Genomic DNA, 22472 nt, shown 5'->3' with positions numbered 1-22472 from the left:
CGGGTAAAAGCGCCGGCCACCATCGGCCCGGGGCTTTTTGCTTCACCCCAGCAGGCCCAGGACCGTGTCCGGACGGCAGTGGACGCACGCAGGCACCTGCCGGCACAGCGCATCGAGCGCCTGCTGCCGGGTCGCCGGGCGGCACCGGCCGCTCTTGGCCACCGCCCAGCAGTCGCCGGTGTGCACGGCGTCCACGTTCCTCCGGTTCAGCCCGTACTGGATCAACCAGTCCGGCAGCGCCGGCCGCATCTCCTCACCCCGGCGACGCTCAGCCTGGCGCCGCTCCTCCTCAGCGATCCAGCGGTCGATCAGCGCCAACTGCCGGACAGCCTGCTGCGCCACGACACGCCGCGCGAAGCGCAGCGCATCAAGACGCGAGAGTGGCTGCTCACCACTTGTCCTGTGACAGCGAACCTTGACCGATTGCCACTGAAGTCTGACCGCCCGGGGGCGCTCTACTGGCGGACCGCCGAGATCAGTCCGCCGGGCCGCTCCTCGCGCTGCGGAGGGGCGCTGATCGGGCGGCCGTAGGCGGCGGCGCGCTCCCGCACGGTATGGCAGCTGGCCTCCCAGCCATGCCCGGCCAGCCAGCCCACCGGGTCGTCGGGCATCTCCGAGACCCACATGGATGCCGCCGATCCCGGCACGGCGTCCGCACCGAAGCGCTCGATCACGCCGCGCGAGCCCAACGTCAGCCCCATCCGACTGCCTGCCGCCGACTGCGCGCTGATCCGGGCCAGCAGCAGCTCCACCGCGTCCTCGGGCAGATAGATCAGCAGTCCTTCGGCGATCCACACGGTCGGCACCGCCGGGTCGTGCCCTGCGGCCGCCAGCGCGCGTGGCCAGTCGTCACGCAGATCCACTGCGACGGTGATCCGCTCGCAGCGTGCGACGGCCCGCTCTTGGCGCAGCACCGAAGCCTTGAAGTCCAGTGGCGCGGCAGTGTCGACCTCGAACAGGCGGGTGCCCTCGGGCCAGTCCATCCGGAAGGCCCGGCTGTCCATGCCGGCGCCGAGCAGCACGACCTGCCGGACCCCGGACGCGGAGGCCTGCTGCAATAGGTCGTCGAGGAACTTCGTCCTGATGACGATGGAGAACGACACGGCCAGCCGGCGGCGGCGCGCGGCCTCGTCATCGGGCTGCGGCGGCGAGGAGGGCCACAGGCCGCCAGCGGTGGCGAAGGCCTGTGCCAGTGGGTCGCGGAACAGCGCGTTCTCCCGCTCGGTCTCCAGCGCCCGCACTCTGGCCACCCCCACCGCCGTGGCCCACACTCCCGACGGCTGCACCCGCTCCTGCTCATCAGTCACCACGCCAGCCTAGGCGGACCGCCCGGCGGCCTGATCTGGGCGGTCCTCCAGCAGCGCGCCTTCAGGCCGGTCGAACCTCCGGTGGCAATCGGTCAAGGTTCGCTGTCACAGGACACCCCTCACCTGCCACTCCCATGCTGGATGTGTCTTTACTTGCCCAGAAATTCGAACAAGCGATCTAATTACGATTATGCACCGCGTGGACTACCTCACCGACACCCAGGAGCGCATCCTGCGCTGCATCCGGCAGGCGATCACCGATCACGGGGAGGCACCGACCGTGGCGGAGATCGGAGCAGCACTCGGCATGCGCAGCCGCGCCAGCGTCCACTACCAGCTGGTGGAGCTCGAGGCGAAGCAGGCGATCGTCCGCGAGCCGCACCGGCCGCGCGGGATCCGACTGGCATGACTGAGGAAGCCGACCGCTATCACCTGCTGCTGTCCCTCGGCGGCCGGCCGGCGCAGCACGGATGGTGGGCGCGCGAGACCACAGCCCGCAGCAAGTTCAACAGGTGGGTGGGATCCGCCGGCACCACGGGGCAGCCGCGGGTCACCCTCACCGACCAGGAGACGGGCGAGGTCCTGGCCGTCTGGCCCGACCAGCCGTAGCCGCCGGCCGGCTACTCGTCGGCCCGGCCCTCTGGGGGGTGGCGTACGGCCTTCTTCACCGCCTGCTCCAGCCCGTAGCGGTTCTCCCCGGTCTTCGCCGCCCGCGCGGTGACGGCCGCCCGCACCGCCGTCGACACCTCAAGCCACCGGCGCCACTGCACCTCGTAGGCCCACCGCCAGGCCCGTGAGCTTCGCATGCTCCCCACCGCGGGTGGGAGCGTCAGCCCTGCGGCGGATATTCGGTGGTGTACTCCTCCACAGGGCCGGCCCGGTCCGCGGCGTACTCCGCGCGCGCCTGGCGGTCTTCGTCGCTGAGCGCGGGATGGACGGGTGGCGTGGCCGGTGCGGGCCACAGTTGGACCAGGTGCCGTTCGCCGTGGTCGCCGATGCCGGGTTCGGGGTCATCCGCGTGGCAGTACAGGCCCATCCGCACCCAGGACTCCTGGTCTGGCGAGGTGGGAAGCGACAGGGGCGGTTCCTCTTTCGGCCAGGCGTCTGTGATCTCGTCGGGATCGAGGGTGGCGAGGTGAACTCGACCGCTCTCGGCGTGCAAGCTGAGCTCCTCCGCCGGCTCCCACGCGTCGTCCGCTTGTGAAGCGGGCTCACTGTCGTGTATCTGGACGGTGAGTTGCAAAGGCCCGGTGTCGGTGGTGGTCAGGACAACGGCGCTCGAGGAACCGGCGGGTCCGCAGCGCCAGCCGTAGGGCGTCTCGTCGGGGTAGTCGTCGTGCTCGGTGAAGCCGATGAGGTATCCGCTTTCGCCGAGGTCGACGGTGAAGTGTGCTTCTTGCACCAGCATGAGGGCTCCCGTTCGCACTGCGAGGGTGCTCCTCCCCGGCGAGCGTGGGAGGAGCACCCTCGGTCTAGCACAGGGTGGTGCGGTGGTTCAGACGATCACGTAGAAGGGGTCGTGGTCCATGACGTGGAAGGCGCGGCGCCAGTTGGTGATGGTGGCTCCCTGGCTGTCGTTCTCGGCCTTCTTCACCCAGGTGATGGTGCGCTGCCGAAAAGGCCGTACGCCGACACCCACGCTGCGGATCATCGCCGAGGACATCGCCGGTAACGCGAACTTCGACGCCTTCACGGCCAGTCGGTAGACGATCCGCAAGATGCTGCGAGGTCGGACTGTCCCGCCGAACTGGGCAGTGGTCGACGCAGTCCTGTCGGTGCTGTGTGCCCGTGCTGGCATCGGGCCGGACCTACAGCGCTGGACGGGTGGTTTCAACGAGGACTCGACCACACACCGAGAGAACCTACGGAACCTGTGGAACGAAGCGCTGGACGCTCCGGTCCCTTCGCCCGTGCGGCCCTCCGGCTGGGGAGCCGCAGCCACTATCTACTCCTACGAACCGCCGTTCTGACACCGCAAACTGTGGAGGCCGGACCGCATCATGCGGTCCGGCCTCGACGTCTCCGTCCTGGTTCCAGGCCCCAACAGCCGGTCCGTCAGGTCTTTGGAGGAGATACGCCCGAAGGGCGCCCCCGCGAGGGCGCCCTTCGGGCGTATCTCCTCCAAAGAAGACCCCAAGCCTGTTGTTGGGGCTCATCCCTCGGCTAGTGAATACGCAGAGTGATGACCGAGAAGAGAACGCTTCTCTTGCCCGCTGCCACCTATGCCGGTTTCAGACCGACCGGCAAATGGAGGGTGGCGTCGCCTGGCGGCGGCGGACGACGGGGGCTGATTATTCGTCCGCCCACCGGTTGCGGTCATGCTCTAATCGCCGGATGACGAAGATCGAATCAGAGCTGATACGACGTTGGCTGAACGGCTGGACCGTGGCTCGCTCCCTGCCCGAGGCCGAGCCGGTCGAGTCCGCCGGGGACGGCCTGCGGTCCAAGTGCGACCAACCCGGCCGCGAGGTCGAGGTGTTCGCGCTGCGTGCGGACGAGGAGCCCGCGTCCTTGGCACGGCTGGCGGCAGCCGTCGCCACCGCGAGGCAGACCACCTGGCTCACGGTACCTACGCTGCGCCCAGGCACCGTCGAAACCGTCGTCGGCGCCGCCGGACTGGAGTTGCTCCACCGGTCAGAGTGGTTCATGACGACCAATCTGACCGAGCACCCGCAGCACGCGCCCACCGCGCCGTACGAGCGCGAGGTCCGCACGGAGGGACCAGTCACGGTCGTCTCCCTCCACGCCTCCTCCGGAGAGGTGGCGGCGCGCGGCACCATCGCTGTGGTCGGCGCCGATGCGATCGCCGATCGCATCGAGACGGACGCGGCGCACCGGCGACGCGGCCTGGGCCGCGCCATGATGAGCGCTCTGGCGGAGGCCGCCGTGGCCCAGGGCGCCCGTACCGGTCTTCTCATCGCCAGTGAGGAAGGCCAGCGCCTCTACTCCTCCCTCGGCTGGCGCCACGAAGCCGACGTCCTGATCGCCAGGGGACCGGTGGTCCCCTCCAACCGGTAGGACTGGCTCACGCCGGCTGATCCGGCCTTACGCACGGCGCACTCCTGCGGATCCCACCGAGCGAAGATGTGCGGATTTACCGCGATTGCCTGTTCCGGCTGTATTCCGGTTGACCGCCAATCTCGGCTGCCCCAGAACTGCAATGAAGACTTCATGGCAATGGGCTTACCACGGCCGGCGACGAAGCGCTGCTCTGAATCGACCGGTGGCACCGCCCCCGCGCCCCCGAGATAGACCGCCCTCGGCTCCTATGACGCCCCCACCCTCACGGAGCGCATGTGAAGTCGCCCAGTCGCTTCCTCGCTGAGGTGTTGAGGTCATGGGGGCACCGGGTTCGGGGCGATGATGCCGAGCGCGCAGCGCAAGATGCGTCTGACTCCCCCAACCACTGGAGACCGGGCCCCGCCCAGCTCAGCACCGGGGGCCTCCCCCAGCCCCAACCGCGACCCACAGTGCCTGACATGGCCGGTCGCCGACGGGAGTAGCCGAATCCGGTTCGTCAGCGGGAGCCGAGCCGTTGCCTGACGGCGCGTGTCCGTGGCATTTTCGGCCACACACCGGCGGCGTCCGGATGCGCCGCGTAACCTCGCAGGCATGGAGGCACCCACACCCGGTGCAGCGCAAAACGCCGCAACGCAGGATGTCCAGAACGAAGCGCGTCGGCGGCTGGACGCGTACACCTACCTCAGCGCGCCCGAGCGGCTGGAGCACCTAGCCATCTTGCGGGTCTTCTGCGGGACCCTGCTGGCGGACCTGGCCGTGCCGGACCTCCTGGCGAAGCTCCGCCAGGCCGGGGGCCCTGCCGCCGGGCTCGACGCCGACACCCTCGCCGTCCGGCTGGAGCAGCTGGTGCGGTGGGGAAACTTGTTGCGCAGCAGCCACACCGTGAAAGCGTCCAGCATCAGCGAGTACCAGCGGTCCCGTGCTCGCTACCAGCTGTCGAAGCTGGGCGAGCGCATCCAGCGGGACGCCGATGGCGTCCTGGCCGAGGCGGACGCGGCCCGCGAGGTGAGCAACGAGCTGCTCGCCCTGGTCGAGCGCGGGCTCAGGGAGCTGGCCGAGCTCGTGACCGCGCCCGGCGGCATCGAACCGCAGGACGGGCTGGAGCGGGTCAGCACGCTGTTCGTGCAGTTCACCGAGTTCGCGGATTCCGTCCGTGACTTCTACGCCTACCTCGGCCAGGTTCTGGCCCGGTACGACCTGGACAGCGCCGAGTACCAGGGCTTCAAGGAGCTGCTCCTCGACTACGTCGAGGCGATCACGGAGGACGTGGCGTTCCGCGCGCCCCGGATCTCGGCGGCGCTGGACACGCTGTGGCCGCACGTCCTGGGTCTGCTGGCCCGGCTGGACGCCCACGCACAGGGTCTCACCGGGCTGTCGCCGCAGGGCGACGGCCGCCCGGAGACACGGGTGCAGCGCAGCCGTGGGCGCGAGTTCGCGGACTGGGGGGGCCTGCGCGGCTGGTTCAGCGACACCGACGGGCAGGGCAGCCAGGTGGATCTACTGCGGGACGCCACTCTGCGCGCGTTGCAGTCGCTGCTCGCCAACGCCAAGCGGATGCTGCGGTCGGCCACCGGGGAGATGTCCCGGCGCAAGGACCTGCTGCGGCTGGCCCGATGGTTCGAGGAAGCGGCGCCGCAGGACGCGCATGACATCGCTGTCGCCGCCTTCGGGCTGTACGGCTCCCGTCATCTGGGCATACCCCCGGCCACCGACGAGGTGGTGCCCGCCTACACGAGCTGGTGGACCGGGCCGGTGGTCGAGGTGCCGGTGGCCCTGCGGGAAAGGGGCAGCCGCGCCCAGCGGGGCCGGACGTCCGCGGTGGAGGACCACTCCGCGCAGAAAGGGCGGCTGCGTGAGGCAGCCCGTGAGCGAGCCGCGGCCAGGGCAGCGGCGGCGGACGAACTGCGCAGTGCCTCAGGCCGGTTCGCCGAGGTGCGTCTTACCTCTGCAGCGCTCGGTCTGCTCCTGGAGCTGCTGGCCACCGCACTCGGGAACGCACAGCTCCGGCGTCGCGCCGACACGGACGGGGCGGGCGCGACGCAATTCGACCTCGACCAGGCGCACAGCGAGGACGCCGAGCTGGGCATCCGGCTCACCGTGCGACGCACGGCAGGCGCCCGGTGCGTCTTGCACTCGGTCGACGGCGACCTGCTGTTGGACGGCCTGGAGCTGGACGTCGGCCGTACCTCCTCCGACGTGGCCGACGGCGATGCGGAGGTGAGCGTGTCATGACCCTCCCTTCGACACACGACGTCGCCCTGGCCGCCGAGCGCCGCAGCGCCGCCCGGCTGCTGCTCGCCCATCCGCTGGTCACCTCGGACGGCCCGCACGCCGACCTCTTCCCGCTGATCCGCAGGCATGCCGACTGGCTGGGCAAGCGGTTCCAGCAGGTGCTCGGCTACCGCCTGCTGGTCGACAGCTCATACGCCCGGCTGTTCAAAGCGGGGCTGGGAGCAGGCGCGGGCCGCTGGCTGGAGCGCGCCACCGGTACCCCCTTCACCCCGCACACCTACGCCTGTCTCGCGCTGGCCCTGTCCGTGCTGGTGACCGCACCCGAACAACTGCTGCTGTCACATCTGGTGGCCGACATCAGGGCCGCCGCAGCCGACGCCGAGATCGAGCTGGAGGAGACAGGTAGGGCGGCCGGGAAACGGACCTTTGTAGCGGCTCTGCGCCTGCTGGTCGAGTGGGGCGTCCTCATCGAGACCGAGGGCCATGTGGCCGCTCTCGCGCACGATGCGGGCGGAGAGGCCCTGATCACAGTGGACCGCGAGCTGGCCCGCGTCGTCGTCGCCGGCCCGCTCGCCCAGGCCCGTGACGGCGCCGACCTGGTCCGGCGGGCAGCGGACCCGGGGTTCGGCGGTCCTCGCACCTACGTGCGTCGGATGCTCGTCGAGACACCCGTCGTCTACCTGGACGAGCTGACTGACGCCGAACGCGACTGGTTGCGCACCCGGCAGCGCCGCGAAGCGCAGGCGTTCTCCGAACTTCTGGGCCTGGAAATCGAGATCCGCGCTGAGGGAGTGGCGCTGGTGGACCCCGAGGACGAGCTGACGGACCTGCACCTGCCCGGCACCGGGACGGTCGCACAGGCCGCGCTGCTGCTGGTGGAACGGCTCGTGGACCGGCTTCGGCCACAGGAGCCCGGACACCCGGCGACCGGAGGGACGCTCGTCATCGGCGTGGCTGTCCCGGACGGCCTCGTAGACGAACTGCTGGCCGAACTGGTCGCCGAGTACGGACAGCGCAGCAACTGGCAGCGTGGCTACCTGGAGGACATCCCCGCCCTGCGGGAGGCCGTGCTGGACCTGCTGGCCCGCATGCGGCTGATGGCCCGCACCGGCCGGCTGCGTGCTGAGGGAGATGGGTTGCCGGAGGGGTACGCCGAAGAGGCACCGGAGGGACGCACCGTGACCGATGTCCGCAGGGCACGCCCTGGCGGTGACGGTTGGGTGCTGCTGGCCGCGGCGGCACGCTACGCCACCCACGTGACCGTGCGCCCGGCCACCGCCGTCGGCAAGGGCGCCGACGTTCAGGAGGAGTTGCCGCTGTGACCACCGATGCGCGTGGACTCGTCCCGCTGCCGCGTTCAGGCCCCACCACCACCGCCCGCACCCGCTTCCGGCTGCACCGCGCGGGCATCCAGAACGTCTGGCAGTACGACGAGCAGGAGTTCGCCTTCGGCGACGGACGGCTGCTCCTGCGCGGCAAGAACGGCGCGGGCAAGTCCAAGGCCCTGGAAATGCTGCTCCCGTATCTGCTGGACGGCGACTCACGGGCACTGGACGCGACGGGCACCGGCCGGACCACTCTCGCCTGGCTGATGCTGGACGGGTTCGAGCAAACCAACCGTCTCGGCTACCTGTGGGTGGAGTTCCGGGGCGCGACCGAGGGCGGCGACCATCGCCACCTCACCCTCGGCGCCGCCATCCGCGCCTCGAAGTCGGCGCAGAAGGCGCTGCCGACGTTCTTCGTCACCCCGCTGCGCGTCGGTGAGGACCTGACCCTGGTCGAGAGCGGAAGGCCCCTGCCGGTCGACCGGCTCAAGGAGATCGTCGGCTCCGACAACGTCACCGACCGCGCGGTCGTCCACCGCTCGCGGGTGGCCCGGGAACTGTTCGGCATCACCGACGCGACCCGTTACCGCAACCTCACCCAGCTCCTCCACCGGCTGCGGCGGCCCACGGTCGGGGACCGCATCGAGCACGGTGGACTTGCTTCCCTGCTGAACGAGACCTTGCCGGGACTCGACGAGGACGTGGTCGAGAAGGTCGCGCACAACCTCCACGACCTCGACGCCGTACGCGACGAACTCGGCCGCCTGGAGCGCACCGATACGGCGCTGCGCACCTTCCTCACCAGTTACCGCGGCTACCTGTCCGGTGTCCTGCGCACCTCCGCGCAGGCGGTGAGCCGGGAGCTGGAGATCCTCGCGCAGCGACGCCGGGCGACCGGAGACGCCGCACAGCGGACCAGCGAGCTGAGGACGCAGGAGGAGGAGTCGGAAGCCCGGCTGGAAACCCTGCGCGAAGAGGAAGAAGCCGCCCGGACCGACCTCGCCGCCCTGCACTCCAGCCGCGCCTACCGCAGCCTGCGCGAACTGTCGGAACGCCGAAGCACGGTCGAGGCACTGCACACCGCCGCCGTGTCCGCCTTCACCGCCCTCAGCAACGCACACGGCGCAGAGGACGGCGCAGCCGAGCGCCTGGCCGACGGTGTCGACCACCTCGGGAGCCGGCTCGCCGAACTGGGCACCGATCACCGGCAACTGCTGACGCAGGCGGAGAAGGCCGGACTTCCCACCGGCCATCTCGGCGAGGCAGTCGCCCTGCCCCGCACGGTCCGCTCCCAGGCCGACGAGATGGAACTGACCGCTCCGGACGGGAAGACGCACATCGTGCAGCACCGGTCGGCCGTCCGTGTGGACACGGCGGCGGTGCAGGACGGACTGCGGTCCTGGCAGACGCAGCTGGAGGACGCCGAGACGGTCGTGAAGAACCGGACCCGGATGGTCCAGGAGGTGACGCGTCTCACCGCGCAGGCCGAGAAGGCCCGAAGCCGGGCGGAGCAGGCCGACACCGAGCGGGAATGGCTGGAGGGCGAGGCGGAAGACGCCGCCAGCCGTCTCGACGCCGGCCGCGACAAGGTCGCCGAGGAGAGCGGTGCTTATGCCCGCCGGGTCGCCGAGTGGGTCACCCGCACGCGAGCCGCCGTCGGGTCCGACTGCCCGCCGCTGGATGCCGTCCACACCACAGTCGCCTACGACAACTCCCCCGACGCCCCGTTCGTGGACCGCACGCTCCCGCCCGACACCGACAGCCAGGCGTGGCAGGCCGCCCATGCCGCACTGGAGCCGTACAGCGAGGAACTCACCAGACGCCGCGACGCCCTCGCACTCACCGTCGGCCGGCTCGATGAGGAAGTCGGCCGCCTGGCGAGTCAGAAGCATGACTGGGAGCGACGTACAGATCCCGAACCGCCGGTCCCCCACCACCGCGTCGCCGAAAGGACACCGGGCACCGGAGCGCCGTTCTACCGGCTGGTGGACTTCACGGATGATCTGAGCCCCGCGCGTCGGGCCGGTCTGGAAGCAGCGCTTGAGGCCAGCGGAATCCTGGACGCGTGGGTCGGCGCGGACGGTGCTCTTGTCGATCCCGGCACCCGTGACACTCTGCTGCGTCCCGGCCCCGCGCTGCCGGATGGGCCGACCCTCGCTTCGGCCTTGCGCCCAGCGCCACAACCGGGGTGTGGAGTCACGTCCGCCCAGGTGGAACACCTGCTGACCGCCATCGCGCTCGCACCGGCCGAGGAAACGACCGCTCATGACGCGGTGCACTACGACGGAAGCTGGCGTCTGGGCATCCTCAGCGGCCGGCACCACAAGAGTGACGCCGAGTACGTGGGAGCCGCTGTACGCGCCGAGACCCGACGGCGCATCCTGGCCGAGCTGGAACAGCGGCTCACGCAGACGGAGCAGCGGCTGGCCGACGCCCGTCACGAACTCACCGAGGCCGACGCCCAGCGTCGGGCCCTCAGGCTCGCGGAACAGGACTTCCCACAGGCACGCGGTCTCGCCGACGCCTGGAGCAGAGCCGAGTCGGACGAGAGGAGACTGCGTGACCTGACCGGCAAGGCCACTAGCGCGGCACGGCTGGCCGAGGAGGCCCGCGCCCTGGCCGTAGCCGCCCGCGCCGAGGCGGACGCCACCGCCACCGCCCATGATTTGCCTAGCGACCCCGCCGAGCTGGAACGCGTACGCACCGCGCTGGCTGCCCTTCACACCGGCATCGAACATCTTCGCCGAGCGATCCGCAGCACGGGCGAGCGGCTGGGCACCCATCACACCGATGCCGAGCGATACGAACGCGCCCGTAGAGATCGCCTGGCCGCGGAGGAGAACTACCGGCTCGGCCTCACCGGGCTGCGTACCGCGCAACAGGACCTGCGCACCCGCGAGGAGGCCATCGGGGCGACCGAAGAAGAGATCCTCACCCGCGAGCAGGAAGCCAGACAGCGCATTGCACACGCCGCCGAGGCCGTCCCGGCGGCACAACGTATCCGGAACGATCTACACGACCGGCGCGTGCGCGCGGAAGAGGAGGAGAAGCGCCTGCGCGAGGGCCTGGCCGCCCAGGAGACGGCGGTCATCGCGACCGGCAGCGTCCTTCGCGGCGCACTTGGCCGGCCGGAGGTGGTGCGCGGCGCCGGGCTGGACCGGTCCTCACTGCCCGAGGACGTGGTGGACGATCCCGGCTTGGACGTCCGCAGCCGTCTGCACGCGCTACAGGCACTGGCCGACACGGTAGAGCAGGCCCTCGGCCGTCCGAAAGGCGAGGTGTCGGACAGCACCCTGCTCAATCGGCACACCGACCTGCGCGACCAGCTGGCCGGCGGTTACGACGCGCAACTGGAGGAACGCGACGGCATCAAGGTATGCCGCCTGATCGACGACCACGGTTCCCACGATGTCGCGGCCGTGGGTGAGCGGATCGCTGTCCAGGCGGCAGAGGCTCGGGGACGGCTCACCGAGCGCGAACGTGAGGTGTTCCAGCGGTTCCTGACCGGCGAGCTCGGCGACCATCTCTCGGCCCAGGTCATCACCGCGGCGCACCTGGTCGCGGCTCTCAATGACACCCTGCGGACCGTACGCACCTCTCACGGCCTCGGCGTCGAGCTGTTGTGGAAGCTGGACGAGGACGTCGACGCAGACGTGAGGGCGGCCGTGGAGCTGCTGCACAGTCCTTCGAGCCTGCGCACGCGTGAGCAGACCGAGCAGCTCCGCGAGGTGCTGCAACGCCGGATCGAGGATGCCCGACGGGCCGATCCCTCAGCCGGTTACGCCGCCCACCTGCGGACCGCGCTGGACTACCGCGACTGGTTCCGCTTCCACACCTTCGTGGTCGAGGACGCCGCTCCGGGACGGCGGCGGAAACTGACCGGCCGCACCGGGCTCAGCCAGGGCGAGCAGCGAGTGCTTTCCTACCTCGTGCTCTTCGCCGCGGCCGCCGCCCACTTCACCAGCCTCGCCGAGTCGGCACCCCACGCACCGCGGCTGATCCTGCTCGACGACGCCTTCGCCAAGGTCGACGAACCCACCCACGGGCGGCTGGGGCGGATTCTCGTCGATCTCGACCTCGATTTCGTCCTCACCAGCGAACGGCTCATGGGCAACTGGCCGGAGGTGCCGTCCCTGCACATCTACGAGTGCCTCCGCGATCCCCATGTGCGCGGGGTGGCCACCCTGCACTACACCTGGAACGGCCGGCACCGGCGCCTGGTGTCCGTATGAGCAAGCTGCCTGCGGCGACACGGGACTGGCTGGCCGGTCCCGGGCTGACCAGGCTCTGGGAAGCGGTACGCAAGCGCCTGGAAAGCAATGGCGTGCAGGCCACCGGTTCCCTCCGGTTGACCTCGGTGAGCACCCAGGAACGCAACGACCTGTCGCTCCTTCTGGGCAAGCCCGTCACAGGTGCTGCCGTGACTGTGCGCCTCGACGCGCTCGACACGCGGCTGCGCGCCTCGGCGGCCGGACTCGGGCTCAGGGACGTTATGGAGGAACTCGGGCCTCCGCTCACTGACCGCCGTGCCGTCCGCGCGGGCATAGCGGCACGGCGCGAGCACATCTGGTCGTCGCTCGCCTCGGCGCTGGACGCCTCTCCGCTCGCCGGCCAGGAGTGGACCGGCCGGTGGTGCGACCTGCTGCGTCGTACCGGCGTACCGAGAGGAGTGACACCTGAAACGGCGATAAGAACGCTTCGGCAGGCTGTCCAGATCCTCGTCCTCCTGCTCGGCACGGAGGGGGGTGGCACCCGAGGCCGAGGAGAACTCGCCGCCCTGGCGACCGGGTCCGCACACGGCCTGGACGACGGCACCTGGCTCGCACGCCTCGTCCAACGCGGCATCGCCCTCGCCCACGGCACCGAGTTTCCCGGCGACGCGGCCGGCCGGCGTGCGCTGTGGCGTCTGGTGTCCGTCACACCGGACGAGGTCTCCAGCACAGTACTGACCTACGGACTGCGACCCGTCGGCGGAGGCTGGCGGGAGCAGGCTCTGAGGCAGCGAGCCGACCATCACGCCGAAGCCCACCTCACCTCACGGGACCTGCACGACCTGCAGCTGCAACTACCTGCCGGGACAGTGATCCACATCTGTGAGAACCCGCGCGTGGTGGAGGCTGCGGCGGACGCTGCCTGCGTCCATGCCCTGGTGTGCACCTCCGGCAGCGCCGCCACGGTGGTCCTCACGCTCCTCGATGCCCTCGCCGCCACCGGCTGCCATTTCGCGTACCACGGCGATTTCGACTGGCCGGGCATCGCTCTGGCGAACCGGATCATCCGCCGCTACGGAGCCCGGCCATGGCGCATGGGCGCCGAGGACTACGAGCATCTGGCCGCTCGCAGCCAGGCCGGGCGAATCCCGCAGCTGCCGCTCGACGGCCAGCCCGTCAGCGCGGCCTGGGACCCGGGCCTCGCCCCTTCGATGACCGCTCTCGGGGTGGCGCTCCATGAGGAGGTCACCCTCGATCTCTTGGTGGCCGATCTGTCACTCCAGGCATAGAGACGACACATCCGTCCCTACTTCGACCAATCTGCTCCGCAAGTCCCTTCCAGTTCCCGACTCGGGTGCCGCTCTGGAACCGGAAGTGGGGTCAGAGGTGGTGTCGTGCCGTTCCTGGGAGTTCTGGGGCGGCAGCGTGTCCGTAACCGTCCACGCTGTCAGTCCCTTTCGGCATGATTGATGTCCACACGTACACCACCGTGCCCGGGTGGGTCCGACCGAAGGTGAGGGCACGGTGTCCGAGAATGGAGCCCGATGGCCGCGGCGGAACCATCTACATCCCTCCCTTTCGATTTCCTGCGTACCGTCGTCGCGCAGGCGTCCGACGACTCCCCGCCCACGCGCATGGCTATCGAGGCGATACGCACGGCACCACAGGGCGAGGACCGGGACAGCCTGCTTATGGCCCTGCTGACGAGACCGCTCGCACAATCCGCGCCCGAGTGGCTGTTGGCCATGGCGGTGGAGAGCGATCTCAATCGCGAACCGCGACCGTACATGACGACCGACCACATGCAGTTGACCCGTGTCGCACTGTCACACGCGGCCTGCTCGGACGATTACCGGGCGCAGTATTTTCGGGAGTGTACTGACGCGCGACTCGGTGTGCTCGGCCGGAGAGAGGAAGGAGGAGCGCTCATCCGCGCCGTAGTTGCTGAGCTCCACTGTCGCTCACCAACGGGCCTAACCATCACCCCCGAGCTGCTGACGGCTCCGACGCCCGCCCAAGCCGTACTCGGTGAAAGGGGACTGCACGAGAATGTGTTTGGCGCAGCCCTCGACTGCCTCCCGTGCGGGCCGGCGAAGCATGACGGGGAGGAGGACATCGAGGCGTGGATGGAGCGCCACCGTGCCGCATCCGACGCGTGGGACAGCATGTGGACCGGTGTCCTCCGGGCGCAGGCCGGGCATCACCGCCGCCTGCTGGCCTGGTCCGCGCAGCGCCCAGCCACCGATCGCGTGGTGCGAGAGCACCTTCTCGGCTCCTTGCCGTGGCTCGTAGAACCTGCCTTGTTGTAGGAAGTCGCCACGCGCGACCTGGAATCCTTTGCGCGCGCGGTCCTCGTCACTCGGATTTCCCGATCCTGCCGGGACAGGCTAACGCCGATGCAGGCGCGGGAGCGCTACGCCGACGAGCTGACGGCCGCGTCCCAGGAAGAGCGGGATTACGTGGAGCGATTCCTCGACGAGGAAATGCAGTCCGGGTACGTCCAGAGCATGGCCTGCCGCTCTGCTGTCGCCTGGGTGGAGCGCGCAGGCAAGCAAACCTGGCGGTTTCTCCTCAACCCCGGCGAGGCTCAGCATTTCGGCCGCCCCCGGGAATGGCTGGCGTCCCAAGACCTCCTCGCCGCCCTTGGCGCCCGGTTCGCGATCATCTCCCTCACCGCCCTGGGCCTCTGGGAACCGGACACCGATTCGCGCTACCCGGTCGTGCGCGACCTCGGCTGGCTGCAGGCAATGCTTGTACATCTCCCCGAAATCCCTGACGAGGCACGACGGAAAGCACGTCTCGTGGTGCAGGAGACCAGGCGGGCCCTGTCGACCTGTTCCCCTAGGCAGGACTATTCCCCCAGCCATTCGGCATGGGAGGAGAGCCGACGGGTCAAGGAACAGATCAACACCATCATGCCGCTCGTAACCGATCCCGCCCCCGCCCTGTCGGGCCGACATACGACTTCCCTCGGCGCCCCGCAAGACGTCGGATTCAAGAAACTGGCCGACGCCGACGAGGACGTTGTCGTCGCGTACCTGGACCGGCACACGGGCAACGACACGCTCGTCGAGGAGGCCCTGCTTCCTTCGTCGCCCGCTCCTATCGAAAGTCCCTCACCTTCGACGACGTACTGGCTCGCCACTCCGCCCCGCAGCAGGCACTGCTTGACCTCACGCTGCACCTGCGCAGGCGCCTTGGCAGAGGACCAGACCTGCGCCGAAGCTGGGTAGAGATCATGCTGGCCCAAGCAGAGTGCCCTACGGAGTTGCTCCGGCTGCTGCCTGCCTGGTCAGCGCTGAAGGCCCGCGGCCAGCGCTACGACACCACCCATCTCGCAGTCGCCGCCTACGTAACCGAGGTGCTCAGGGATAGTGACGCGGCGTGGCAACGGTTCGCAGCCAGCCCCATGTCGCACGCCGGCCCGGGCGCCTGGTATCGACTCGGCGACCTCCTCGACACGGCAGTCGAAGGGACCGCATGGCCGACGCCTCCGCCGGGACGATGACGGCAAATATGTCGATCGGTCTCAGCCTCGTGGAGATGGATCCCGAGCACCTCGCCAAGTAGAAGACATGAATGGCGGGGTCCGGGTGACTAGCTCCTCGGGAGCCATCTGGGAGCCAACCCGCTCCCCAACCCCCTTCGACGCCACCCGAGACCACCGCACCCCAACGCTCTGACTAGGCCAAACAGCAATTCGGCCGGTGTCGATCCTCACCGAACCTCATTCGGGACGAAGCAGTCGCTGTGCAAGACAGCCGCTGCTTCGGGACGTCAGTCGCTGTGCAAGACAGCCGACGCAACGGGTGCAGTCGGCGTAACGCTTCGCGGTCAAGGTCGGCTGGCATCCGCGTCCACGCCACGGTTCTCGTTCGAGTCGGATCCAGGCTCGACACGCTGCTGTGCGTTACTGCCATACTGACGAGACGCTGGACTGAGCCCAGCACTGCTGGGTTCCGGACTGTGTGCACTCATGGCACTTGTATGCCGTCGCGCCACTCGCTCCAACCGTGAGGCAACGTCTCAGACTGCGTGCGAGAGGATGATGGCTATGGTGACTTCCTTGCTGGTTGCTGGCCGTCAGATGGTGGCTGGCGTCTGCGAAGGCATCGTTGGCGGAGCCTGCTTCGCCTTGATGACGGGTGCAGCAGTGCCGGGCTGAGTCCAGCGTTTTCATGTCGTCCTCTGACATCCACCGCTGACATCAACGAGGACGGACATCGAAGCACTCGCGTGACCCTGAACGCACGCCGCATCGGCTCGGATCCATGGCTGAGCCGAGGACGGATTGAACTCCTAAAGCGGGTGTCGCAGGTTCGAATCCTGCCGGGGGCACAGCGAGAAGGGCCAGCTCAGGAAGGATTTCCTCCCAGGCTGGCCCCTCGGCGTTTCAGGGGCCGTGCCACAGGCATGCCACTACGGGCCCGCAAGGTCCTTCTCGATCGATCTCTGTAGAGCAAGCTACGGATCAGAAGGGGGCCGTGCTCCAGCCGTGCCGATCGAGCGGGGAACCACGGGGAACACCGGGCAGTCACGTCACCCGGACGCAAGAGCGGCCCCCGACCGAAGACCGAGGTCAGGGGCCGTTCTCAGGCCGTGCTCGGTCAGCGGGACGCGGGCGGAATGCTCTGGTCGTACTGGAAGACGTTGCGGGGGTCGTAATCTGCCTTGATCCTGCGCAGTCGGCCGAAGTTGGATCCCCAGTAGGCGGTCTCCCAGTCCTGCATGCCGATGTTCGGCACGTTGGCGTAGGCGCCGTCCACGTAGGGGCGCAGTGCCTGGCTGAATTCGGCGATCCAGGCCTGGGCCTTCGGGGTGAGCGGGTCGCGGACGCCCCGCTGGTCACTGCGCTTGCCCCAGCCGACGCCGGGCTCGGCGTAGAAGAGCGCGTCGCGGTGCGGGAACGCCGTGCCGCCGTGGGGGGTCCTCCTGACCGCACCCCCGAACGCCTGAACGAAGTAGTTGCTGTCGTCCGTGGGCGCGTCCTTCATGAACGAGGCGATCACGTCGATCGCCTTGGTCGGGAACGGCTTCTTGGTGAATTGCGAGTAGAACTTCCAGTTCGCGGGTTCGACCGCGATCGGGGTCTGGAAGCCCGCATACACGTCGCCCCAGTTTCCTACCTGCACCGTCACCTTGGGGCTGCCGATCGACAGGATCAGGGCCAGCAGCTTTTTCGCCTCCGCGGGTGTTCCTTCCGCGAGGACCGCGAACAGCAGGATCTGGTTCGGGTGAATTTCGAGTTGGGTGCCAAGGCGGTTGTCGAGGTACGGCGCCGTGCGCTGGTAAGCCTCGAAGACCCTGCGCAGGTCGCCGACTCCGTCCCACGTGACCTGCATATAGGTGACGCTCTTGAGCGGGGCCAGTTTGTAGGTCAGTGAGGTGACGATTCCGAAATTACCGTTGCCCGCTCCGCGCAGCGCCCAGAGCAGGTCCGCGTTGTGGTTCAGATCGGCCTTGATCACCTTGGCACACTCGTCGCCTTCCGCGACGACGACCTCGGCGCCGATCAGGCTGTCGCAGGCCATGCCGAGCCAGCGGGTGAGGAAGCCGAAGCCGCCGCCGAGCGTCGCGCCGGCCAGGCCCACGCTGCCTTCGGTACCGGTCGTCACCGCGAAGTTCTGCTTCGCGAGCGTGGTCACCGCTTCCAGCTGGTTGAGCCCGGATCCCACCGTCGCGACGCGAGCGGCGCTATCGATGTGGACCGACTTCAGCTCGCTGATGTCGATCACGAGGCCGCTGTCGACGTTCGACCAGCCCTCAAGGCTGTGACGGCCGCTCCGGATCCGCAGCGCGACGTCGTTCTGCCGCGCCCAGGTCAGGGCGTTGACCACGTCCTGGGTGTTCTGAGCGAAGACGATGACCAGCGGATAGTGGGAGAAGAGCCGGTCCCAGCCGAGGCGCGCGTCCGTGTACCCGGGGTCGTTGGGGCGGACGATGCGGCCGGTCAGCTTCGCCGGCGGGCACCGTTCGCCATATGCCTCGCTCACGGTTGCCTCGGTCACGGCACTCGTACCCGGGGCTTCGGCCGCCGCAACGCCCGGCACGACGACCGCGCCGGCACCTGCGACCGCCGTCGCCTTGAGCAGTCCGCGACGGGAAAAGTCGTTCACGTTCTGTGTCCTCTCGCCTACCGATGGCTACAAATATGCCCCTTATGGGCTATTTACGCGAGGCGGGCGTTTGCAAGGGCGCTCACGGTAAACCGTCTCGACACGCTCGCAACCTCAGACGGGGCGCCTGACGCCGCAGCTCCGCACCTCCCGCGTCGATCGCGCCGAGACGAAACCCGTCCGCGCAACGGCGAACCGGGGCGGCGCTTTGATGCGCGCGGAGGTCTGACGGACGACCCGGGAGACCTTTCAGATTCCGCCCCTTGGACCACGGACCATGACGGTTCTCTGACCGGCCTCAGGGCAGGGCAGCCCAGCGACGGCCACTGACATCCATCACTGACATCATCGGGCCCGGACATTGGCGGATCTTGACGGCCGAGTGCAGAGGCACTACAAAGCCACATCACGGCACCATGGGGGCCGTGATCGAACTCCTAAAGCCGGTGTCACAGACCTGCTGAGGGGGGTGGCTGAGACCGGCGGGGCTGCAGCGAGACACACGCGCACCTGATCGGGCGGCGTGCGCGCCGTCGTGGCTGACTTTCGTCGGCTGAGGCACAGACGATCTCCAAGACGAACTGCCGCCCTCACCGGTGGAGGGCAGCGACAGCCTTGACTCGGCCATTGAAACTCCAGCCCAAAGCCGCTACGCCGACCGCATGGTCACGGCACAGACCTTGGCCAATTGGCGCCGAGGTACTCTCAAGGACTCGGTGTGGTTGGGCTGGCGACAGGGCCTGGAGCGATACACGTTCGCGAAGTTCCTGCTGTTCGCATGCGCGGGGATCGCCTCGGAGGGGCTCATGGTGGTCTTCTACAAGATCCACGCGTGATCGCTGGTGCTAGCGTGCGGTTCATGAGCCGCACACTGCCTGGATCGATCGGATCCGGGGCCGTCGCTGGGCCGCCCCGAGGACGCTCAACGACGACCAACGCTGACAACCACCGACAGCTAAGTCGCAGGTCGCAGCGTTGATCGATTGCACGGCCGCAGGTCAGAGTCCTGGGCCTTCACTTCTTCGGCATCTGAGCGAGGACGCGTCCAGCTCCGCTGAACGACCGAGAACCGTCAGGGAAGCTTCCTCATCGCGCGCAGCCCCACCCAGTACGCGAGGAGTGCAAGCGCCAAGCTGACGAGAGCGGCAACCACGTGGGCGTACTCGTAGTGCAGGTGGTTCGCCGTTTCATGGGCAGGGTCGGAAATGAAGAGAAAGGCGGTTGTGGCGGCCAGGATGGCTCCCGCCTGGTCCTTGGTCCGCCGTGCCTTTGGCTCGGAGTTGCTTGTCACAAGGCGGTTGTATCGAGCACTCGGGACGGTGCGCAAGATCCGCTGCGCGTCAGCTAGGTGGGCCCACTCACGGGGACCATCCGCGCCGACCGCGGCGCAGTACGCCGCTCTCCAAGGGACCTGTACAGCAACGAAGTACAGCGACCACCGCAACCGCAACGAACCACCACCAGCCTGAGACGACTGGCTGACGTGCCGGGCAGGCCCCAGCGACCACTGTGCCGAAAGTTCGCATCGAGGAGCACACCGCGACACCCCCGCTCAGGCCGCCCCTGGGCCGCGCGAGGGCGCTCGTTCAGCATGATGGGCAGTGGTGATCAGGCGCGCCAGGCCCCCAGGCCCGCATCCGTGAAGCAACAGGTGACGCCTGCGCCCCAGTCCTCGTCTTCGTGCCAGACGGCGGGGTCGGCCAGGGTGGCGAGGAGCTTACCGGCAGGTATGACCATGTAGCCCTTCTTCGGATCAGGGAAGTAGCACACCTCGATCCAGCCCTTGTCGACCCATTGGACCAACGGCGCGACCTGCGGTTCGACCCAGGCGATGCGTTCTTCAAGGCTCCACTCCGCTTCCGGGCTCCGCAGGACGCCATAGGGGCCGGTCAGCCAGCCGCTCACCTCGCAAGTGCAGACCAGCAGCTCCTCCTCTACCGCAGTCCGCTCCTCCGCTGGCGGGAACCCGCCCGACTGTGGCGCCGGGAAGGCGTCGGCCCTGAAACGTGCGTCGACGGCCTCTGGCACCGACAGCCAGATACGGTCTGTGGATGGCGTAGTCGGTATCCACTGGTCCGGGTCGGTCAGCACCGCGTGCAGCTCCCGCCGGCTCAAGACCGGGTCGGAGGGAGCGGACCACGGGCCGGACGCCTGGCGGACATCCAGCAGCCCCCGCTCGACCAGGCCCAAGGCCGCCTCGGCCAGCCGGGGCACCAGCTCCCGCGCTTCCCCTTGGGTGTAGCTACGCGGGGGCGGGGCCTCAGAGTCACCGGCCCAGCGCAGCGCCGCTCCGTAGTACTGCACCATGCCGGCCAGCTGGTGCTTCTGCATGGCTCGGCGCAGCAGCGCTTGCTCCGCCACGGCCATGGACGTCCACGTGCTCATGACCGGCATGGTTCCAGACGCCGCGGAGCTCTAGCGTCGAGGGCCCTGACCCGGCATCCTGGGGCCGTCTGTGGGCCATCTTCCTCGTCCAGCAGTGGCCTCTTGGAGGCATCAGCGCGCCGCTATGTCCGTCAACCACCGATGACCACGGAGCGACGAATCAGAAGGCTTCTGACATCCACAGCCGACATCAACGACGCCGGACGGGGGCATACACAAGCGTCCCTGTCCGGCCGCTGCATCAGACGACGCCAGCAGTCGGAACAGGCTCGGATCGAACTTGTAAAGCGGCGCTCCTCCCGGGAATCCACGGACGTGCCACCGGTTGGCGACGCCCTGCCGCAGCAGGTCACCCCCGCAGCGGGCCCTAGATCACCTCAGCTTCCCAAGCTGAGGGCTCAGGCGCCGTCGTCACAGGCTGGCCCGCCGTGACTTGCTCTGGTCGCGGCACGGACGGTGCGGCTTAGGCCGGTGGGGTGACGGCGGCCATGACAAGCAAGTGGCCGTTGACAGCCTCCATCACGGAGCGGGAGAAGCGGCTGAACGCCGCCTCGTACGGTTACACCGGGCGACTCGGTAACGCCGAGTACGACCACCTCCTATCCGGCGTCGCGACTGTATAGCGAGTCGGTCCTCCTGTTCACAGCGTCAGCGGCATATCGCTGACGAGTGCTCGACGCGCAGATGACCCCGGAGTTCCTAGCTCGGATACCAACCGCAGCGTGGAGATCGTGGCCCTGCTAGCGTGCCGCCGTGCCTTCGGAGATACCCCAGCTCGTTGACGAGCTTGTCGCGCAGATGAGGTCTGGTTCGGCTCGTGGCTACCGGCGGGCGTTGTCGCGGTTGGGGGACACTGCGCGTGCGGGAGGTCCCGCGAGTTTGACCGCCGCGGTCGAAGCTCTTGCTCCGTGGCTGCCGGGTTTGGCCGGCGACTTCGCCAAGACGGCCCTCCTGGCGGGGGCGTGCGTCGAGTGGGGCGGTTCACCAATGGCGCTCGCCGACGTGCTGCCACAGCGTGCGGCGGAGGCGATGATGCTCAATGATCTGGTCCCGGGGTGCTGGGCCGAAGCGGCTCCCGGGCGGCCGTTGCCGGAGCAGGTGAGCGCCAGTACGAAGCAGCTGGTGCAGGCTCTTGTCACCCTGGCCCGACCGAAAGGGCGGCCGGACAAGGGGGACATGACCCGGATCGCCATGTCCTGGTTCGATATGGAGGACTGGCTCAAGGCGCTGATCACCGTCTTGGAGCACGGTCCCTTCCGGGCGGCGGTACCCACTGAGGTCAAGGCTGAGCTGCGGGAGTACGCAGCAGCGGTCGCCGACCGGTCGCAGCGCGCCGCTTGGGTCAGAGACCTGGCTGCCGTCCTGGATGACGAGCCGCTGGTCGTCCTCAACCCCCGTGCGCGGACGGGTTATGCCCTCACGATGAGCGGTGTCGGGGACAACTTTCAGCTGCACACCCTGCTCGCGGACCGGCTTATCGGCGACTCCGACCAAGGCATGGTCCCAGGAGCGCGCCCCGACCGCTCGTGGGTCGCGGCAGCGACGGACGCTGACCCGTACCTGGGCCCCGGTAATCCGGCGCTCCGCCGTTTCCGCCTTTTCGACGGCCATGGCGCCTACGTCTACCCGGAAGGGGTGCCCGCCGACATCGAGCCGCTCGATGGCACCCGGGTGCTGGTACTGCACCCACCGAACGGAGACTATGGCATGGGCATCGGCCGGGTCTTCCAGAATATGATCCCTACCCTCAACCTTGATCGGGTCCTCGAACCGGACGAGGCGGAGTTCTGGCTCACCCGCATCGCCCCCGCCGTCGACAACGACTTCATGGCTAACTAATACCGCTCTGGGGCTGTCGTCGAAGTGCGAAGAGCT

The 22472-nt window shown here is 68.8% G+C and carries 18 protein-coding genes; 10 read left to right on the top strand and 8 right to left on the bottom strand.

Features of this window, described 5'->3' with window-relative positions; all coding sequences use genetic code 11:
- Positions 1 to 42 precede the first annotated feature (42 nt).
- Positions 43 to 318 carry a DUF6233 domain-containing protein gene (locus AB0950_RS35830; RefSeq protein WP_366780313.1) on the bottom strand — a complete coding sequence of 92 codons (276 nt, stop codon included), beginning with the start codon at positions 316 to 318 and terminating at the stop codon, positions 43 to 45.
- 137 nt (positions 319 to 455) lie between these two features.
- A complete protein-coding gene (locus tag AB0950_RS35825; RefSeq protein ID WP_360162828.1) occupies positions 456 to 1307 on the bottom strand; it encodes a class I SAM-dependent methyltransferase in 852 nt (283 codons plus the stop codon).
- Positions 1308 to 1497: 190 nt separating this feature from the next.
- Here AB0950_RS35825 and AB0950_RS35820 point away from each other — a divergent pair, with 190 nt between their 5' ends.
- A complete protein-coding gene (locus AB0950_RS35820; RefSeq protein ID WP_360162830.1) occupies positions 1498 to 1716 on the top strand; it encodes a hypothetical protein in 219 nt (72 codons plus the stop codon).
- Positions 1713 to 1916 (top strand): hypothetical protein, encoded by a 204-nt coding sequence (locus AB0950_RS35815; protein ID WP_360162833.1) that lies wholly within the window; start codon positions 1713 to 1715, stop codon positions 1914 to 1916. Before AB0950_RS35820 ends, AB0950_RS35815 begins: the two co-directional genes overlap by 4 nt.
- An 11-nt stretch (positions 1917 to 1927) precedes the next feature.
- Here the strand turns inward: AB0950_RS35815 and AB0950_RS35810 are convergent, their stop codons facing one another.
- The 3 genes from AB0950_RS35810 to AB0950_RS35800 form a co-directional block, all read right to left on the bottom strand.
- Positions 1928 to 2113: a hypothetical protein gene (locus AB0950_RS35810; RefSeq protein ID WP_360162836.1), complete on the bottom strand. Its 186-nt coding sequence runs from the start codon at positions 2111 to 2113 to the stop codon at positions 1928 to 1930.
- A gap of 23 nt (positions 2114 to 2136) precedes the next feature.
- Positions 2137 to 2715: a hypothetical protein gene (locus tag AB0950_RS35805; protein ID WP_360162839.1), complete on the bottom strand. Its 579-nt coding sequence runs from the start codon at positions 2713 to 2715 to the stop codon at positions 2137 to 2139.
- Positions 2716 to 2802: 87 nt separating this feature from the next.
- Complete coding sequence (locus tag AB0950_RS35800; RefSeq protein ID WP_360162842.1) at positions 2803 to 3000, bottom strand: hypothetical protein; 198 nt, start codon at positions 2998 to 3000, stop codon at positions 2803 to 2805.
- Positions 3001 to 3641: 641 nt separating this feature from the next.
- On the opposite strand from AB0950_RS35800, the gene AB0950_RS35795 reads away from it, so the two are divergent.
- The 7 genes from AB0950_RS35795 to AB0950_RS35765 all read left to right on the top strand — a co-directional run bounded on the left by AB0950_RS35795 (position 3642) and on the right by AB0950_RS35765 (position 15329).
- Complete coding sequence (locus AB0950_RS35795) at positions 3642 to 4325, top strand: GNAT family N-acetyltransferase (protein ID WP_366780312.1); 684 nt, start codon at positions 3642 to 3644, stop codon at positions 4323 to 4325.
- Positions 4326 to 4919: 594 nt separating this feature from the next.
- A complete protein-coding gene (locus AB0950_RS35790) occupies positions 4920 to 6560 on the top strand; it encodes a TIGR02677 family protein (RefSeq protein ID WP_366780311.1) in 1641 nt (546 codons plus the stop codon).
- On the top strand, positions 6557 to 7882 hold the full coding sequence (locus AB0950_RS35785) for a TIGR02678 family protein (RefSeq protein ID WP_366780310.1): 1326 nt from the start codon (positions 6557 to 6559) through the stop codon (positions 7880 to 7882). Before AB0950_RS35790 ends, AB0950_RS35785 begins: the two co-directional genes overlap by 4 nt.
- Positions 7879 to 12117 carry a TIGR02680 family protein gene (locus AB0950_RS35780; protein WP_366780309.1) on the top strand — a complete coding sequence of 1413 codons (4239 nt, stop codon included), beginning with the start codon at positions 7879 to 7881 and terminating at the stop codon, positions 12115 to 12117. The genes AB0950_RS35785 and AB0950_RS35780 overlap by 4 nt, the downstream gene beginning before the upstream one ends.
- Entirely contained in the window at positions 12114 to 13385 is a 1272-nt protein-coding gene (locus tag AB0950_RS35775; RefSeq protein ID WP_366780308.1) for a TIGR02679 family protein, read from the top strand. The genes AB0950_RS35780 and AB0950_RS35775 overlap by 4 nt, the downstream gene beginning before the upstream one ends.
- 255 nt (positions 13386 to 13640) lie before the next feature.
- Entirely contained in the window at positions 13641 to 14405 is a 765-nt protein-coding gene (locus tag AB0950_RS35770; protein WP_366780307.1) for a hypothetical protein, read from the top strand.
- 87 nt (positions 14406 to 14492) lie between these two features.
- Positions 14493 to 15329: a hypothetical protein gene (locus tag AB0950_RS35765; protein WP_366780306.1), complete on the top strand. Its 837-nt coding sequence runs from the start codon at positions 14493 to 14495 to the stop codon at positions 15327 to 15329.
- 1374 nt (positions 15330 to 16703) lie between these two features.
- On the opposite strand, the gene AB0950_RS35760 is transcribed toward AB0950_RS35765, so the two are convergent.
- The 3 genes from AB0950_RS35760 to AB0950_RS35750 all read right to left on the bottom strand — a co-directional run bounded on the left by AB0950_RS35760 (position 16704) and on the right by AB0950_RS35750 (position 20597).
- Entirely contained in the window at positions 16704 to 18089 is a 1386-nt protein-coding gene (locus tag AB0950_RS35760) for an FAD-binding oxidoreductase (RefSeq protein WP_366780305.1), read from the bottom strand.
- A 1195-nt stretch (positions 18090 to 19284) separates the two neighbouring features.
- Complete coding sequence (locus AB0950_RS35755; RefSeq protein WP_360161559.1) at positions 19285 to 19503, bottom strand: hypothetical protein; 219 nt, start codon at positions 19501 to 19503, stop codon at positions 19285 to 19287.
- Between the two features lie 317 nt (positions 19504 to 19820).
- Entirely contained in the window at positions 19821 to 20597 is a 777-nt protein-coding gene (locus tag AB0950_RS35750) for a hypothetical protein (protein WP_366780303.1), read from the bottom strand.
- An 879-nt stretch (positions 20598 to 21476) separates the two neighbouring features.
- On the opposite strand from AB0950_RS35750, the gene AB0950_RS35745 reads away from it, so the two are divergent.
- A complete protein-coding gene (locus AB0950_RS35745) occupies positions 21477 to 22436 on the top strand; it encodes a hypothetical protein (protein ID WP_366780302.1) in 960 nt (319 codons plus the stop codon).
- Positions 22437 to 22472: the final 36 nt, after the last annotated feature.

Source organism: Streptomyces sp. NPDC007189 (assembly GCF_040703635.1).
Lineage (GTDB): Bacteria > Actinomycetota > Actinomycetes > Streptomycetales > Streptomycetaceae > Streptomyces.
The sequence above is the reverse complement of the archived record's forward strand: the minus strand, read 5'-3'. Positions and strand labels throughout refer to the sequence as shown.

What these genes read in the sequence shown, in the direction of transcription:
- AB0950_RS35775 (WP_366780308.1), top strand. Translation starts at nt 12,114, where the DNA reads ATGAGCAAGCTGCCTGCGGCGACACGGGACTGGCTGGCCGGTCCCGGG.
- AB0950_RS35785 (WP_366780310.1), top strand. Translation starts at nt 6,557, where the DNA reads ATGACCCTCCCTTCGACACACGACGTCGCCCTGGCCGCCGAGCGCCGC.
- AB0950_RS35820 (WP_360162830.1), top strand. Translation starts at nt 1,498, where the DNA reads ATGCACCGCGTGGACTACCTCACCGACACCCAGGAGCGCATCCTGCGC.
- AB0950_RS35805 (WP_360162839.1), bottom strand. Translation starts at nt 2,715, where the DNA reads ATGCTGGTGCAAGAAGCACACTTCACCGTCGACCTCGGCGAAAGCGGA.
- AB0950_RS35765 (WP_366780306.1), top strand. Translation starts at nt 14,493, where the DNA reads ATGCAGGCGCGGGAGCGCTACGCCGACGAGCTGACGGCCGCGTCCCAG.
- AB0950_RS35750 (WP_366780303.1), bottom strand. Translation starts at nt 20,597, where the DNA reads ATGAGCACGTGGACGTCCATGGCCGTGGCGGAGCAAGCGCTGCTGCGC.
- AB0950_RS35795 (WP_366780312.1), top strand. Translation starts at nt 3,642, where the DNA reads ATGACGAAGATCGAATCAGAGCTGATACGACGTTGGCTGAACGGCTGG.
- AB0950_RS35790 (WP_366780311.1), top strand. Translation starts at nt 4,920, where the DNA reads ATGGAGGCACCCACACCCGGTGCAGCGCAAAACGCCGCAACGCAGGAT.
- AB0950_RS35810 (WP_360162836.1), bottom strand. Translation starts at nt 2,113, where the DNA reads ATGCGAAGCTCACGGGCCTGGCGGTGGGCCTACGAGGTGCAGTGGCGC.
- AB0950_RS35815 (WP_360162833.1), top strand. Translation starts at nt 1,713, where the DNA reads ATGACTGAGGAAGCCGACCGCTATCACCTGCTGCTGTCCCTCGGCGGC.
- AB0950_RS35770 (WP_366780307.1), top strand. Translation starts at nt 13,641, where the DNA reads ATGGCCGCGGCGGAACCATCTACATCCCTCCCTTTCGATTTCCTGCGT.